Raw genomic sequence first — 14,815 nt, forward strand, 5'->3', positions numbered from 1 at the left:
TTACTCGCCGCTTAATGCTGTGCAAATGCCGTTATTTACGGCGGTTACAAAGTTTTCTTGTTCGCTGGTGTGAAGATATAGCGCCTGTGCCAAGCTCTCGTCAGTTACTGGTAAATTGCCAAAATATTTAGCGTGGTAAGCCAGTAACTGATCAAGCCTGCTTTTGCCTATTTGCTTGGCTCGGCTTTCGATTTTTTTACCGTAAAATTAAACTCGGGTTGATATTCTTCAACAATGGCACCCACTAAAAACAACGCGGCACCCGGTTGCTGTACTAACTCTTTGAGTTTTTTAGCGTCCGCTTCAACCACGGTGTTAAGAACAAAGTTAGTGGCCGGCTGCACTTTGTTGTTCGGCTGAGTCGAGTTAATGTATTTGTTGTAGTCGGCGCCATTTACGTTAAATGTGATTTCGCCTACCGGTGTTTCAATCGTGATTTTTTTCTCAAACGCCATGATTATTTACTCTCTTTAATGTCTGCTTGGTCTAGCAAGGTGTATGTAAAATAAGGGCCATACTTGGCAGCGGATTGCTCACATAAGGCAATAAACTCATCAAAGTCATTTGGGTTTGCAAATACCTGGCAACCGGCAGACCACTTATCAACTTGGGTTGATGTGGTTGTTGCGCTGGCACGGTGGCAATTAATCCCAAAGTAACCTTGCTGTAGTTGAGCCTCTGGTGTGACGTCCGTGTCTAACTCGGTGTCTTGGTTGTTGTCTCGCAGAACAACAACCGGTTTATGTTGAACAAGGGCGCGGTACTTGCCCTGGTGATAACCCAACATCCATAAACTTTTATGCTGCCCTGCAATGAGCACGGCTGTGCCGTCTATGTTCATTGGGTGTTTACGCCAGTAAATACCCGCATCGGTTGTGGCTTTAAACTGCATTAACTGCCACTTCCCGCCTTGCTGATACAACACGCATATTTCATCGTTAAAGGTATTGGCGCGTGTGTTTGGATGGCGAATACCTATGATATTTAGGTTTAATTCGCCCTCAAATACTGTATGCCCACATGCTTGTAAAGTGCTTAATAGTGTTGTGGCAGTGAGCTTTCGAGCGGCTTTCGTCATTACAAGTCTCTCACTTCGTCATCGGTTAGGTACGGCACGCCATTGATTTTTACAAAGTCAGGACTAGTAATCGGGCACTTAATTGATGTGGTATCTTCTTCGCCACCTTCCGCTTTCAGATCAAGTAGGTCTTCTAGCTGTGGCAAGCAACCAAATGCTTCAATGTTCTTTTTACCGGCGGTCACTTCGGCGTTAAATGCTACGTCGAATGGTTCTATGCCTTTCCAGCTGCCAGCACTTTCTGCTTGCGCTTGAACGAGTAACCAGTTTTCATGATCAAGCTTTAGGGTTACTTCGGCTGAAACTGGCCCATCAATAAATCCTTTAGGGACACCGCGCACTGTTTTTGCTACTCGCCCATCGGTAATTTTTACCGTGGCTTCCTTAACGTGCACCATTGAGCCACCAATGAACACGTCGAAGTCTTTACCGCCTAATACTTTTTGCATGCTGCTTACTCCTTACCTTGTGCATTTAGCATGATGCCCACAATAATGGTGTTGGGTGAGTCGTAAGGCGTCACTTTCATCATTATTTGAACTGTTTTACTGTCAAGCCACGTAATACTGATGCTGTCATCTTTTGGTGGCTCTATTAAACCAGGGAACTTATCAGCGCCAATGTTGACTGAGCGAGCCATGGTTCGTAGTGGCCGACTCATTTCACGTTTGCCGTATTCTGTGCCCGTGGTGCTGTTATTTAAGCGACGGTTTTTAATATTTTGAATGGCAATAATGCGCACCGCGCGGGCTGCCATATCGACAATGCGGCCATTCTCAATTTCTTGATAATCACCGCCCTCGGCATCAAGCATGTTTACATCACCAAAATAAACGCCGTCAAAATCAGGGTAAAACTGGGTGCAACTAAAGCGCAGTGCATCCAGTGCGGCGGTGGTTGAGTTGGTGAGCGGGTTGCCTGCTGCATCGGTTGGCAATGGCATCAGTGACATTGCGCCCGTCAGTACACGCATTGGACTATCAGCAATGGTGACTGAACGTTTACACAAACGCCCAGTGACCGCGCCCAATTCATCACCAAACAGTAATGGCACGGCAGCGACACGATCCCCGACTACCCCATCAGTTAATGGCTGTAATGCAGTGACTAAATCAGACCAATTTTGCCCTTCGGTTAAGCCAGGTGCAGCCAGCAAAAAACGAACGCGACGCGCAAGACTTGATAGAATTTCAAGCGCTTTAGCTTGATAGCTTTCAATGTCAGCTTTACCCGTCACAGGTGTACAAATAACAATGATTTCTGGGCTTACATCTTGGTCCATTGCCTGATCAATTAGCGCCATAACATCAGCTGCCGGTGCGTGTGAAATGGCGTAACCGCTGACTAAGTCGTCACCATTGCGTTGCCATGCTTTTACTTGCGTTTTTAGTGGTGAATCGGCAGCGCCGAACTCTACATCAAAATCGCTTTGCGCATTAATGGGTAGAATTTTGCTGTTATTGTCGGGCGCTTGGCCGATAAACAACACACTTCGCTCTACCTGTTTTGTAGCGCCACTGCCTGTTTGATGGGCGGCAACGGATACTTTACCTTGTGCCATGGTCGTTCCTTTTGCTTTGCGCTACGCCACTTGCATAGCTTTGTTTAAAATAAAACTGTGTTGCTGTTTTTGCTCAGCAACGGTTTGCCCTAAGAAAGAGCGGGCAGGCAAATCAATTTGCCAAGTGCTCTTGCTTGAGCTGCCCTTTAAATCACGCAGTAAAAATCCAGCTTGGTTAATACTTAAATTCTCTGTTATCCATTTAATGCTTGGGCGTTTGCTACCCTTGCCCTTCCCGCGCGGTATTTTGTAACCCTCGGCTATTAATGCGCGGGCTAAGTTACGCGTGGCTGGGCCCTCTTTATTTTGTGCGCCACTGCCTTTTGGCTTGCCTGCATCTAGGCTTACACCCTCTTGATGCGCGCGAGCAATTTTGCCGCTGTTACCCCCGGTAAAATAAACGCCTGCGCTATTAGCGCCATAACGTACTTTCATGCGGCGCTTTAGCTTGGTGAGCATTTTCTTTTTCTTGCCGTTTGCGCGGCCTTGCCATGTTTTACCGGTTAAATCTGTTTGCCTGGTAACGCGCTCTTTACTGCTTTTGTTTGCTGCACGTATTGCACTGCGTAATATATTGCGACGCTTATTTGGCTTGAGCTTTAAAAACGCGAGTTGTTCTTTGCTTTGCCCTTCGTCAAACTTGACGTTAAGCACGGCTTATTTCACCCTCAAGTGTGAATGCTTCAGCTATCCATAGGCTTTGTTCACCAAAATCATAACGGTTGCCATTTAATTCAAACGGGCCGTTGGGTGTTTTTATAAGTTCTATCTCTTCGCACAGCTGCTCTATCGTTAGCTCTACTTCGTTGCTGTTGTCGTCGTTAACATCGGCACTAAATTCAATGTCGGGGCTGTCGTATTTGCCGCCGTTGTTTTGCAGCCAAAAAGAGGCAAATGCACAAATAAGTGCTGCCGGTGCTGAGCATGGATTGATGCTAATAACCCCTGAGTAATAAAACCGCGCGGCTAACAATCCATTACCGTTAATAGTTTTGCTACTTGGCTCTATGCGACCACCCTCTATCCAGCTGTCGAACTGGGTGCTTAGCGCCAGATTACGGCCTTGATATTCAGCGCTTGCTAAATACTGTTTCAGCTGTGCTATTTTGCTTTGGCTCATAACAGTTCTACCGATAAGTTAGGGCTGAGCGATTGCAGTAAACGCAGTGCATTTATACTTTGGCGTTGCCAGTGTTCATGGTTATCAATAGCTGTTTGGCTTTGTGCTGTGGCGCTGTCGCGGTGCGAACTGCCGAGCTTTGATACCAGTAAATTAGCTTTAGCTTTGCTGTAAACTGCATCAAGATAAAAAATGACTTGCTGTGCGTTTAATGGCTCGCCATTGGTAAGCACTGCGCTGGCTAGTTCTTGGTTAGCTTCGCCCTGTGCACGTTTAAGTTTTTCAACAAGTAAATCGCTTTTGCTAGCGTATTCTTGGGCAACTGCGTAGTGCTTAATAAAATATGCGGTGCTGAGCGCTGGGTAATAGCCATTGCCTGGCACATCAACATTGCTGCTATGTAAATCTGCTTGTGGCATACCGCTTAAGTTCATAACGCACCTTTTTGCTTAACCGTTAAATTGGGTGTGGGCGCCACTTAGTCACGCGCGTTAAGCAAGTAATGCTAACGTTGTGCTAAGTTGCCCACCGGCGTTGGAGCTGTTATTCGCTAACGATCCCTTTTAACTGTTTCGTTAGCTTATCGACTAAACCTTTAACCCCTGCTTTGTCGTTAATCGCTTGAGCGTGCTCTGCAAATAACAGTGCATTACCATAGTTATGCTGGGCTGCATCAACCTTGGCAGCAATGGCGTACAACTTACCTCCCACCACTTCAAGGCCGTTCCAGTCTTGATTTTTTAAGGTATTGATTAGACTGCGCAGTACATAGCTAATATCAAACAAGCCTTGCTGCTTTGATTCTGATAAATAGTAATTTGCATCATCGTAGAGTTGGTCGATAACGAACGCAGGCCAATGCTTGGTATTAAACACGGTTGGCAGTGGTTGCTTTTGCTCAACAAGTAATGGCAATAGCTCCATGACTGCATCCCAGCGCTTTAAATCAACTAACCAAATAAACACCCACGCCAATACTTTGTTGTGGTGATTTTGGCCGCTTAAGCGGTAACGGTTGATGTAGCCTAGGTAATCGTTACGCTCTAGCGCTTCTGATTTGTAGCTGGCTTTGTCGCTAATATCTGTAAATGTTTTTAGTTGAGCTAAGTCTGACTCGATGGCCGCTGCAAAAAACGGGTACTCGTTTTGCTCGGTGTTAGTTGCTGGCGCGTTGGCTTGAGTGGCTGTTGCCGTTGCCGCTGCCGTTGGCGCTTGCTTTTCAGTGCTAGTTGGTACACTGCTTACTGCTTTGGCTAATGATTTTTTGACTAAGCTCATTTAAAAACACTCTTTAATTTGGTTAAAAAAAGCCGCCCCGAAACTCGGGAAAAGGGCGGCTAATTGCTGCGCTAATAAATTAGGCGATTATGCCCAGGCGTCGCCTGCTGCGTTTGGTAACTTGACGTTTGCTGACTCGAAGTACATTACTTTTTCAAGGTCTTCGACGTAGTAGCAATCATTGCGTGATAGGTAGTCTTCAACGCGTTTCTTTTTAGCGTTGTTTTCTACACTAGTGCGTGTTGAGCCTGTTTGTACGTAGTGACTTAGGTTGTCAAAGCTGGTTACTAAAATGCCACGCGCTGGGAAAAACGGGATTTTGTAGGTCATTAAACCGCCGTAGGTTTCAATTACCTGCTGCAATTCAATTTTTGTTTTTTCGCTTGGCGTATGTGATTGCTTGGCGTAAAGCTTGTTTTTGTCGTGCGCTAAAAGCTCGTCACCAATAATGGCCACCATGTTTGCACGCTTATGCTCTGGAATACCTTGCAATGCATCGTGCACGGCTTGATCTAGGTTTTCGTAGTCGCCACCGGCACCAATACGAATTTCGCCAACGTTTTCACCTTCACTAATTGCACGCTCTGGTGCATCGCGGCGAATTAACTGCAACCAGCCAATGTTTACATCGTTCATCATTGGGTAGGCAGCAATATCCGTTGTATCGGCTACGTGTGTACCATTCCAACCAATTTTAATAATGTCGAGCGCGATTGCTTGGCGAACATGGTTACGATAGCGATTATGGAAATCAGGGAACTTAGACCACTGATCCATTTTCACCCATGTAATATGAATATCGCACTCTACTGGGTAACAGCGGTATTCACGCTTAGCGAGCTTTGATACATCGCGGGTTTGTCGCTCTTTGGTGTCGTCGGTTTCTACGCCTGCACGGCCTGTGATGCCACCGTCAACACTCATGATCACTGATTGACCCACTAGGTCGTCAACCGGTGCGGTGTTGATCATCTGTAAAAATTCGGCTGACTCGTAAACCGCATCGTAAAGGCGCTGCTCTACCGTTGGTTCTACATTAAATTGTTCGCTCATAGAGGTTACGCCGTAGTTAACGGCCATGCCTGCCATAATGGCGACGAATAACTCTTTAGTTCTGGTTTTCATATGCTTTCCTGCGTTTTGCTAAATTAAGTGTGAGTGAGTGCAATTACAGACAGTTGCTGTATTTGCCGTCGTCGCCTTCGGGTTCGTCGTCGGCGTCAGTGGTATTACCCGCAGGTGCGTTTACTGCTTTTTCAAACTTGTCTGTTAGTTCTGTAAGCAGTTTTTTAGTTGACGATAACTCTTCTTTTAGCTCGGCTACTTCAGTGCTTTCGCCATCTTCTGGCGGTGTTTCTTCGTCTTCCACTTTTGTGGTTGAGAATGAATCAAGCTTTGCTGTTAAGCCGTCAAGCTTTTGGCCGAACTCTTCAAGTGGTGTGCCGAGTGCATCTTTTAATGCGTTGGCTAATTGCGTTTCGTTCATGTCGGGATCTTCCTTTGCGAATATTCGTTTAAAAAAGGGTTTTTTAGGTGTATCGATTGGCTCACATGACCCTAAATCAACGGTTAATAAGGCGACGTCCGTGTCGTCTGGCTTGCTCTTACTACTGAAATGGATTCGGTCGGTGTAGCAGCTTGCTGGGTAGTCGGTTACTGCAAGGCCGGTTAGATAGGTTTTGCCTGAGCCCATAAAATCGCGTTTAATTTCGATACTAAAGTAAACGGCTTGGTCGGCTTTATTGAGTGTTACAAAGCTTTGGTTTGGGGCAAGTACGGCATACAAGCACACTACGCCCTCTTCGTTTTCATAGGCTTGTACACTTTCAACGTCACCTAACATGCCCGGTATATCAACATTGTGTAGGTTTTTAGCGGCCCAGCCTGACCAATTAAATTCGTGATCGAGGTTTATGCGTGCGCCATATTTACGCGGGTTGTAGGTTTCTACTATGTCGGCTACGTCTTGCTCAGTGATTTCGCGGCCGTCAACGGTCATGCCCACGGCGGCAATAGAAAGTGGTTTTGTACGTAGTTGACCTGGCATAAACAAACCTTTTAAATGTTTTTTAGTTAAGCGTTTTGCTTTAAAGTAACTGCAGTTTGCACCCTCTTTTTAATCCTTTCCAACGGTTTAACTTTTTGAAATTCCTATATTTAGCTTTTAGGAATGGCTAGGTTTTTGACTGACAGATTAAGCGCTTTATAACGAATACACTGCCGCTATAGATTAATAAACGCGGTGCAATAGATGGCGAACTACGGACCAGAAATACGCAAAAAAGCACAAGACTTGTATGTTGTTGAGGGTTACACGGTTGATGAAATAGCCGAGCTTGACGATATGCCCAGTGCGCGTAGCGTTCGCCGTTGGGCTGAAGCTGGCAAATGGGAAGATATGTGCCCAAGCTACAATGCCGAAATGGCGTTTAGCAAGCGCATTAATGTGCTGGCCGATAAAGACGATAAAACCGATGCCGACTATAAAGAGTTAGACTTTTGCACCCGCCAGTTATGCGCCCTTAATAAAAGTAAACTTGCCCCTGCCCCTAAACAACGCGCTAGTAACGATGATGCACAGAGCAATAATGGCGGTGGCAGTAATAAGAAGTCGAAGAAGAAAAAGAAAAACGATTGCTCTGGCATTACTGTTGATATGCTCAACGAGCTTAAAGACAAGCTACTTTACCCACACCAAAAACATTGGTTTGAAAACCAAGACCACCGCAGCCGCTTTATTTTAAAACCTCGCCAAATTGGTGCCACATTCTATTTTGCGTTTGAAGCGTTTTATGATGCTGTGGTTAATGGCCGTAATAAAATATTTATATCGGCGAGCCGTGACCAGGCGGAAGTGTTTAAAGCCAATATTGTGGCGCTGTGCCGTGAGCATTTTAATATTGAATTAACTGGCTCACCGATGGTGCTTAATTTAGCCGGTGGTAAAACGGTTAAGCTTATATTTAAAAGTACCAATGCGCGTACGGCTCAATCTGAGTCGGGCGACTTATATATAGATGAAGTGTTTTGGATACCAAACTATAAAACGTTGCGCGGTTTGGCACAGGCCATGGCAACGCATAAGCATTTGCGTATTACCTACTTTAGTACGCCAAGTGTTACCAGCCACGAAGCCTACGACCATTGGAATGGTAAATGGTACCGCAAAACCAAAGCCTGTAACGACCCTGAATTTGCTATTGATGTTAGCCATAAAAACTTAAAGCATGGCTTGCTGTGTGACGATGGCATTTGGCGGCAAATGCTCACCGTGCATGATGTGGTTAAAAGTGGCTTTGACCGTATTGATATTGAAGTATTTGAAAACGAATACAGCACCGATGAGTTTAATAACTTGTTTATGTGTAAGTTTATTGATGATGCCCACAGCGCATTTAACCTTAAACAAATTATGGCCTGTGTTGGCGACTCCACTAAATGGGATGACTTTGATTTAGAGTACGAACGCCCGTTTGCATTAAAGCCAGTGGTAATTGGCTTTGACCCTGCCCGCTTTGGTGATAAAGCAAGCGTTGCTGTGTTAAGTGCCCCTATGAAACCTGGCGAAAAGTTTAGGTTACTTGAAGCGGTTGATTTAAGCGGCAACGACTTTGAAGCCATGGCTACTGAAATAAAGCTACTCACCGAAAAATATAACGTGCAACACATTGGTGTTGATACGACCGGTATTGGTTATGGCGTGTGGGAGATGATCACTAAATTTTACCCGAACGCTGAGCCAATACATTACAACCCCATTATTAAAAACCAACTGGTTATTAAAGCGATTAACGTAATTAAAAACCGCCGTTTTGAGTTTGACCAGGACGCGGTAAATATTGCCAGTTCGTTTATTAATATTCGTCGCAAAGTGGTTGGCGACCAAATTACCTATGCCACAAACCGCACCGCGACCACGGGCCATGCCGATATTGCGTGGGCCATTATGCACGCTATGAAATTTGAACCTCTGGACGGCAATGCCCACAGCCGCCAAACATCTGTAGGAATTGCAGCTTAATGAAACCACGATTACAAGTAAGTAACGGCCATGCGCCTAATTATAACCAACGAACAGCGGTAACCGATTCGTTTAGTTTTGGCGATCCCGAACCCTGTTTAGATAACCGGCTAACCGATTACGTTGGGGTGTTTAGCGATAGCAACGGCATTTATGCACCACCCATTAGTTTGCAAGGTTTGGTAAAGCTTTTGCGCGTTAATGCCCAGCATGGGCCAATACTCTACTTTAAGCGCAACATGATTTTAAAGTGGTATAAGCCTAACCCGCTTTTAAGCCACCAAGCATTAAGTAAGTTTGCGTTTGATCTACTGTGGAGCGGTAACGCTTATTTGCAGATTATTAAAAATTCATTTGGGCAGGTTATTAAGCTGCGCCATTTGCCTGCACTCACTATGCGCTATACCGATACACGTGGGGTATATGCGCAATTGAGTAACCGCAGTCACGAGCCTATTTATTTTAATGCCGGTGAAGTTATACACGTAAAAGAGTACGACCCCGCTCAAGGTATTTACGGCATACCGCAGTATTACGGTGGTATTCAATCAGCCTTACTCAATGAAGATGCCACTTTATTTAGACGCCGCTATTACAAGAACGGCGCGCACATGGGTTTTATATTCTCAATGGCCGACCCGAACTTAAGCGATGCCGACGAAACCGCACTTAAAAATGCCATTCGTGATAGTAAAGGCGTGGGCAATTTTAGAAGTTTGTTTTTTAATTTTCGTAGTAATAAAGCCGATGCTGAGAAGTCGATAAAAATTACACCGGTTGGTGACATATCAACTAAGGATGAATTTGAGCGCATTAAAAAAATAACCTTAAACGACATGCTAAGTATGCACCGCGCACAAGAAGCACTGAGCGGCCAATCGTCTGGCGATAGCCCGGGCTTTGGTGATTTAGATAAAATTACCCGCGCATATTACAACAATGAAGTTGTACCACTACAGCTTGATGTTAAAGGCATTAATAACTACCTCCCCGCTGCACAGCATATTGAATTTAAAGAGCCTGAGTATTCAGACCTAAACCCAACAACTAAGGAAAGCACATGAGCTGGATTGACTTAATAGAGTTTATTAAACAATGGGGGCGTTTATTTATGTTGAGCTTTTTAGCCGCAGGCATACAAATGTATTTAAGCAAACGGCAGTTTACGTTTTTTCATTATTTTATGAGTGTGTTAATTGCGATATTTGCAGCCTACCTTGCGGCTATGTTTTGTGAATGGCGGCAATTTGATGAAAGTTTAAAAACCGGTGTAATTGGTGTAACCGCCTATGCGGCCCCGCACATTTTAGAGGGGTTCGACACGCTAATAAAAGCAATTAGCAAAGATCCAAAAGCGTTTATTAAATTAATTAGGGGTGGCAAATAATGGGATGGTTTAAAACACTGGTTTCATTCATCACTGACCCAATAGCCGATTTAACCGGTGGCTACGTTGAACGTAAACGCATAGCAGCCGAAATGGCTGCTGATATTGCACGGGCTGAAAACAACTTTAAAATTGCGCAGTTTGAAGCAAAAGCAAGGCGCTGTATGCAAGCGGAACAAAACGACGCTGATTACGACTTACTGGTACTTAAGAACCGCGACAAAACCTTAATGGATGAAGTGATCATTCTATTCTTTTTGGGTTTGTTTGTGTGCCATTTTATACCGGCCATGCAGCCGTATATGGAAAAAGGTTGGCAGGCTATGGGCTATAACGGCGCGCCCTGGTACTTTGAATTTGTGATAGTGGGTATTGCTGTTTCAACCCTTGGGTTAATGCGATTGTTTAGAGCGTTTTGGGGTGGTCGGGATAAAAAAGAAAAGCGCTAGTTAGGAGCTAGCGCCCTCAAGCTTTAATTTTGCGATTTATCAATTTTAGAAATTAATGTATCAAGCACCATTAAATCATTAGCCTTTTCCATATATTCATCGCTATCTTCATCAAGCTGTTTAAGCTCTACTGTTTCTTTTTCAACCCTGCTTTTAAGAGTACTTTTAATTAATCTAAGCTCTAATTGTGAAAACATAATTATCCTACATCTTTATTTGGTATACCGATAAAACAAGGGATAGCCATTGAGTCTAACTGATTTAACTTATCTAAGTACAGAGTCACAGGCATATCGTATAAAGGGCGAATAGTAAAATGGTTTTTACCTAGAGATCCCCCATCATCAAGTGAAACATGCAGACCTTGCGGCATTTTAGACTTGGCTGGTAACTTCCACCACAGCGTACCAAATTTAGGGTTTCTGTAATTAAATAGCGATAAGCCACCCGATTTACTGTCAACAAAGTCAATATCATTCTTTTTGTAAACTCTTACATCCCAAGTTTGTTCTTCCTCTCTTGGTGGTGTAGTTCGGATATAATCAAACTTAGCTTTTGTTTTACGGCCAAGTCGAAAAAGGTCAAATGGCAAGGTGACATAAAATTGGATTGGTGTATGCATAATCAAATTCCTTATGATTGTGTTTTTAAAATCGTTAATTAAGTTACATCAGATTAATGAGAATATCTAGGCGTAAAATAATTCAACCATTTACTTAATCAAGTTTACTAGACCAATCTATCTCTTTTAGTTTCTCAGCTTTTTCTGCCACAACTTCCAGTCGCTTAAGTGCCCTTGATACTCATTGAGCCTCCTCCCCAGCATCGCGATTATTCGCTACGCTGAAAAGGCAACCAACCTTACAGGAGAAAGCTCAATGAACTTTTACAATAACATGCATCCATATTATTGTGGAATCGATTTACACGCGCGATTACTTTACGTCTGTATCATTGATAATACAGGACTTATCCTTGTTCACAAGAAAATTAAAGATGACCCAGAAGCACTACTAAAACTACTTAAACCGTATACCGGTGACATTGTGGTTGGCGTAGAATGCATGCATTGCTGGTATTGGGTCGCTGACTTTTGTAAAGAACACACTATCGACTTTATTCTCGGTCATGCGTTATATATGAAGGCGATTCATGGCGGTAAAGCCAAAAACGATAAAATAGATTCATATAAAATTGCCAAACTCATCCGAGGGGGAAACTTCCCACTTGCTTATGTGTATGACAAAGATATGCGTGCTACGCGCGACTTATTACGCCGAAGAACTAAAATTGTTCGCCACGGCGCTGATTTAAAAGCCCATGTCGCCAATACCGCCAGCCAGTACAATTTACCTGCCCACAACGTGAATTTAAAGAACGTCTGCGACAGAGAAAAGATGCGCTATTACTTCCCTGACCCCGTTGTGCAACGATCTATTAATTTAAATATGGCCATACTCGATTGCTATCACAATGAGCTTAAGCCTTTAGAGCATTATATTGAACAAATGGCCAAGCAACACAACCCTGTCCACCTTAATATCTTGCAAACAATTAGTGGTATAGGCCGCATTCTCGCACTTACCATTATTTATGAAATTGGTGACATCAATCGTTTTTCAAGCGTACAAAAGTTCGCTTCATATAGTCGGTTAGTCAAATGTAAAGCAGAGTCTGCCGGCAAAACCTATGGCACCCAAGGTAACAAAATTGGCAATGCACATCTAAAATGGGCGTTCTCCGAAGCCGCTGTATTACTGCTGCGTCACAATCATAACGCCAACAAATACCTCGAAAAACTACAAAAACGAATGAGCAAAGCCAAAGCACTGTCAGCGCTTGCGCATAAGCTTGGTCGCTGTGTTTATTATATGCTTAAAAAAGAGACGGTATTCGATGAAGCAAAATTCTTAAAGAGTTAGTCACGGTACTGAGTGAGCTGAACATCTAACTGGATATAAGGCTGAGCATCAATCAATTGGGTGAGTTAATAACCAACAAGGTTTAACCTGATTATATGCCTACAGACCTAAGCCACTTGTCTTGATTAGACGCTCAGTACGCGTGCATTAATACAATAAACAAAGTCGCTTACACCTGACTTGAGCCTGAAACTAACTGGATCATAATGATGAAACCAGCCGCCTTGAATAGTGCCATGATGAGGTTAACCGATGAATGTCTAGTGCCCCAGCAACCCCAAAAGGATATGGGAAAAACCTGGCTGCGATGAGATCGCAATAAGAGAGCCTCTATATGTGTTTGCCGTAAGCTACTTGCTTAACAGCCGTATCGACAGACGAAGTAAACGAATTTGTTTATTGGTTTAGAATTGACCGTCAATTTATAAAAACGGTCAAAAAGAACACTAATGCCTATTGACAGAGTTAAGGCTCATATGTGTTAAATTTGGTGCTGGTACAAAGTTAAGTGTTGCTGCATTGGTTTTGCTAATGCCACGAACCAAGTAATCACTGAGAGCCGCTTTTATATCTTCGCTGGTACTTTTACTAAACGATAAAAGTACATCTAATCGCTCTTGGGTTTGTGAGCCTTTGTATAAATATTTCATAATTTATTTATCACTTAACTGATAATAAATTTATAATATTTCAATATTAAGTAAATCACCACCTATTTGATCTTTTTGCTGTCACTTTTTGTCAAAGCTTGTCACACTTTTGACATTATGATCCTTTTTAACTTCTTTTCAGATCCTTTAGCAATAAGGTCTAGCTAAAAACACTATGTCACTGGGGTTGTCAATTTGACGCATTTTTTGCACGAAGGCGGAAGGCGAGGAGGAGTGAATTTTTTAGCTTTTTGATTCTCAGCTAATAGTTAAATGGTTATTTGTCACGCAACAAACCACTGTATATAATGACAGTGTATTTTATTAATGATTGGTGAATATTATGGCGCGGGTTACTTGTCCAAATTGCGAAGCTAAAGCAACTATTACATCACGCGAAAAGCAAAGCGCCCATGTAGTTAATTTATATTGCTCGTGTACTAACACTAAAGAGTGCGGGGCGACGTTCCGTATTACCCAGTCGTTTGATCACTTCTTAAACCCCCCAGTTAAAAGCACGCAAGAACTGGCCGCAGCTCTGATTAAAAATCTGCCTCGAGAACAACAATTAGAGTTGGTTGAAATTTAGTCGATATCTGCATCTACTAATGTTAACATTTACTTAAAATTAAGAAGGATTCTTGCAGATGGGTAAAATACCTTTAAGTAAACACTACTTTGAAATTATCTCTGAACATTTCATTATTGTTACAGTTGTTATTGCAGCACTATTCCCTATTTTAGGTTTTGTATATGAGTACACCTTATTAAGACACTTCTATATCAGTATTATAATGTTTTCTAACTCTACTGATTTTTTACTTTCTGCTTTTAAAAAACCATGGATCCCTTATATATACTTTTTGGCGTTAATAGGCTTAATACTCATTGGGTGCCTTCAAAAGGCTCTTGCAATGAAAAAAACACTTTGCTTCACGATGCTTTTTAATTTTTTTATACCTCTTCTTATTTTAATTAGTTTAAAGCTCTATATAGAACGCCAGGCTGATAAACACGCAGATGATATCAAACAACAACACCCTTTTTATGTAAAATTGAAATTAAAAGATGAATCACTAATATCAAAAAATTCTAAAGATATAATAATGATATCAGCGAGTGGGCAATACGTTTTCTTATATAAAAAAATCAATAATGAAAACGGTAAGACTATAATAATACCAAGAGAACAAATAGTTTCTTTAACCCAAAGTCCATTTGAACTTTAACTAGCTTTTATTCATTTACGCCATTAAGCCTGGTGTCCACCAATCGTTGTCGCTGATGCGCTACCTTGTTTGATTATCACAACTGATTGATATGTCCAATTAGAGCGCTTAACTATTAGG

General features: G+C 42.8%; 21 protein-coding genes. 7 read left to right on the forward strand and 14 right to left on the reverse strand.

The window, feature by feature from the left end; genetic code table 11:
* From AB8618_RS08840 to AB8618_RS08890, 11 genes are all read right to left on the reverse strand, one after another.
* Positions 1 to 192 (reverse strand): DUF6890 family protein, encoded by a 192-nt coding sequence (locus AB8618_RS08840; protein WP_409425571.1) that lies wholly within the window; start codon positions 190 to 192, stop codon positions 1 to 3.
* A complete protein-coding gene (locus AB8618_RS08845) occupies positions 168 to 455 on the reverse strand; it encodes a putative phage tail assembly chaperone (RefSeq protein WP_138607456.1) in 288 nt (95 codons plus the stop codon). Before AB8618_RS08845 ends, AB8618_RS08840 begins: the two co-directional genes overlap by 25 nt.
* 2 nt (positions 456 to 457) lie before the next feature.
* A complete protein-coding gene (locus tag AB8618_RS08850; RefSeq protein WP_409423275.1) occupies positions 458 to 1,078 on the reverse strand; it encodes a hypothetical protein in 621 nt (206 codons plus the stop codon).
* Positions 1,078 to 1,527 (reverse strand): phage protein, encoded by a 450-nt coding sequence (locus AB8618_RS08855; protein WP_138607459.1) that lies wholly within the window; start codon positions 1,525 to 1,527, stop codon positions 1,078 to 1,080. Before AB8618_RS08855 ends, AB8618_RS08850 begins: the two co-directional genes overlap by 1 nt.
* A 5-nt stretch (positions 1,528 to 1,532) precedes the next feature.
* Positions 1,533 to 2,639: a DUF2586 domain-containing protein gene (locus AB8618_RS08860; protein ID WP_409423276.1), complete on the reverse strand. Its 1,107-nt coding sequence runs from the start codon at positions 2,637 to 2,639 to the stop codon at positions 1,533 to 1,535.
* A 21-nt stretch (positions 2,640 to 2,660) separates the two neighbouring features.
* Complete coding sequence (locus AB8618_RS08865) at positions 2,661 to 3,293, reverse strand: phage virion morphogenesis protein (protein ID WP_409423277.1); 633 nt, start codon at positions 3,291 to 3,293, stop codon at positions 2,661 to 2,663.
* Positions 3,286 to 3,759, reverse strand: coding sequence for a phage tail protein (locus AB8618_RS08870; protein ID WP_409423278.1), 474 nt, complete (start codon positions 3,757 to 3,759; stop codon positions 3,286 to 3,288). Before AB8618_RS08870 ends, AB8618_RS08865 begins: the two co-directional genes overlap by 8 nt.
* Positions 3,756 to 4,193, reverse strand: a complete 438-nt coding sequence (locus tag AB8618_RS08875) for a phage head protein (RefSeq protein WP_409423279.1) — start codon at positions 4,191 to 4,193, stop codon at positions 3,756 to 3,758. Before AB8618_RS08875 ends, AB8618_RS08870 begins: the two co-directional genes overlap by 4 nt.
* A 109-nt stretch (positions 4,194 to 4,302) precedes the next feature.
* Entirely contained in the window at positions 4,303 to 5,037 is a 735-nt protein-coding gene (gene gpM / locus AB8618_RS08880) for a phage terminase small subunit (protein WP_409423280.1), read from the reverse strand.
* An 87-nt stretch (positions 5,038 to 5,124) separates the two neighbouring features.
* Positions 5,125 to 6,162 (reverse strand): phage major capsid protein, P2 family, encoded by a 1,038-nt coding sequence (locus tag AB8618_RS08885; protein WP_409423281.1) that lies wholly within the window; start codon positions 6,160 to 6,162, stop codon positions 5,125 to 5,127.
* A gap of 43 nt (positions 6,163 to 6,205) precedes the next feature.
* Positions 6,206 to 7,084: a GPO family capsid scaffolding protein gene (locus AB8618_RS08890; protein ID WP_409423282.1), complete on the reverse strand. Its 879-nt coding sequence runs from the start codon at positions 7,082 to 7,084 to the stop codon at positions 6,206 to 6,208.
* Between the two features lie 204 nt (positions 7,085 to 7,288).
* Between AB8618_RS08890 and AB8618_RS08895 the strand changes: the two genes are divergently transcribed.
* From AB8618_RS08895 to AB8618_RS08910, 4 genes are read left to right on the forward strand one after another with little or no spacing between them, the layout of a single operon-like run.
* Positions 7,289 to 9,058, forward strand: coding sequence for a terminase large subunit domain-containing protein (locus AB8618_RS08895; RefSeq protein WP_409423283.1), 1,770 nt, complete (start codon positions 7,289 to 7,291; stop codon positions 9,056 to 9,058).
* Entirely contained in the window at positions 9,058 to 10,122 is a 1,065-nt protein-coding gene (locus tag AB8618_RS08900; RefSeq protein WP_409423284.1) for a phage portal protein, read from the forward strand. The genes AB8618_RS08895 and AB8618_RS08900 overlap by 1 nt, the downstream gene beginning before the upstream one ends.
* Positions 10,119 to 10,445, forward strand: a complete 327-nt coding sequence (locus tag AB8618_RS08905) for a phage holin family protein (protein WP_138607478.1) — start codon at positions 10,119 to 10,121, stop codon at positions 10,443 to 10,445. Before AB8618_RS08900 ends, AB8618_RS08905 begins: the two co-directional genes overlap by 4 nt.
* A complete protein-coding gene (locus tag AB8618_RS08910; protein WP_409423285.1) occupies positions 10,445 to 10,894 on the forward strand; it encodes a hypothetical protein in 450 nt (149 codons plus the stop codon). Before AB8618_RS08905 ends, AB8618_RS08910 begins: the two co-directional genes overlap by 1 nt.
* A gap of 23 nt (positions 10,895 to 10,917) precedes the next feature.
* Here the strand turns inward: AB8618_RS08910 and AB8618_RS08915 are convergent, their stop codons facing one another.
* Together AB8618_RS08915 and AB8618_RS08920 are read right to left on the reverse strand one after the other, a co-directional pair.
* The gene (locus AB8618_RS08915) at positions 10,918 to 11,091 is read right to left on the reverse strand and encodes a hypothetical protein (protein ID WP_008135644.1); all 174 of its coding nucleotides are present in this window, start codon (positions 11,089 to 11,091) and stop codon (positions 10,918 to 10,920) included.
* Positions 11,092 to 11,093: 2 nt separating this feature from the next.
* Positions 11,094 to 11,516: a hypothetical protein gene (locus tag AB8618_RS08920; protein WP_149614061.1), complete on the reverse strand. Its 423-nt coding sequence runs from the start codon at positions 11,514 to 11,516 to the stop codon at positions 11,094 to 11,096.
* 256 nt (positions 11,517 to 11,772) lie between these two features.
* Between AB8618_RS08920 and AB8618_RS08925 the strand changes: the two genes are divergently transcribed.
* Positions 11,773 to 12,816: an IS110 family transposase gene (locus AB8618_RS08925; protein ID WP_409423286.1), complete on the forward strand. Its 1,044-nt coding sequence runs from the start codon at positions 11,773 to 11,775 to the stop codon at positions 12,814 to 12,816.
* Between the two features lie 446 nt (positions 12,817 to 13,262).
* On the opposite strand, the gene AB8618_RS08930 is transcribed toward AB8618_RS08925, so the two are convergent.
* Positions 13,263 to 13,466, reverse strand: a complete 204-nt coding sequence (locus tag AB8618_RS08930) for a hypothetical protein (RefSeq protein WP_409423287.1) — start codon at positions 13,464 to 13,466, stop codon at positions 13,263 to 13,265.
* A gap of 343 nt (positions 13,467 to 13,809) precedes the next feature.
* Between AB8618_RS08930 and AB8618_RS08935 the strand changes: the two genes are divergently transcribed.
* Positions 13,810 to 14,055, forward strand: a complete 246-nt coding sequence (locus AB8618_RS08935) for an ogr/Delta-like zinc finger family protein (RefSeq protein WP_409423288.1) — start codon at positions 13,810 to 13,812, stop codon at positions 14,053 to 14,055.
* Positions 14,056 to 14,113: 58 nt separating this feature from the next.
* A complete protein-coding gene (locus tag AB8618_RS08940) occupies positions 14,114 to 14,695 on the forward strand; it encodes a hypothetical protein (RefSeq protein ID WP_409423289.1) in 582 nt (193 codons plus the stop codon).
* The last annotated feature ends 120 nt before the right edge of the window (positions 14,696 to 14,815 follow it).

The organism is Pseudoalteromonas sp. RW-H-Ap-1, from assembly GCF_048318575.1.
Lineage (GTDB): Bacteria > Pseudomonadota > Gammaproteobacteria > Enterobacterales > Alteromonadaceae > Pseudoalteromonas.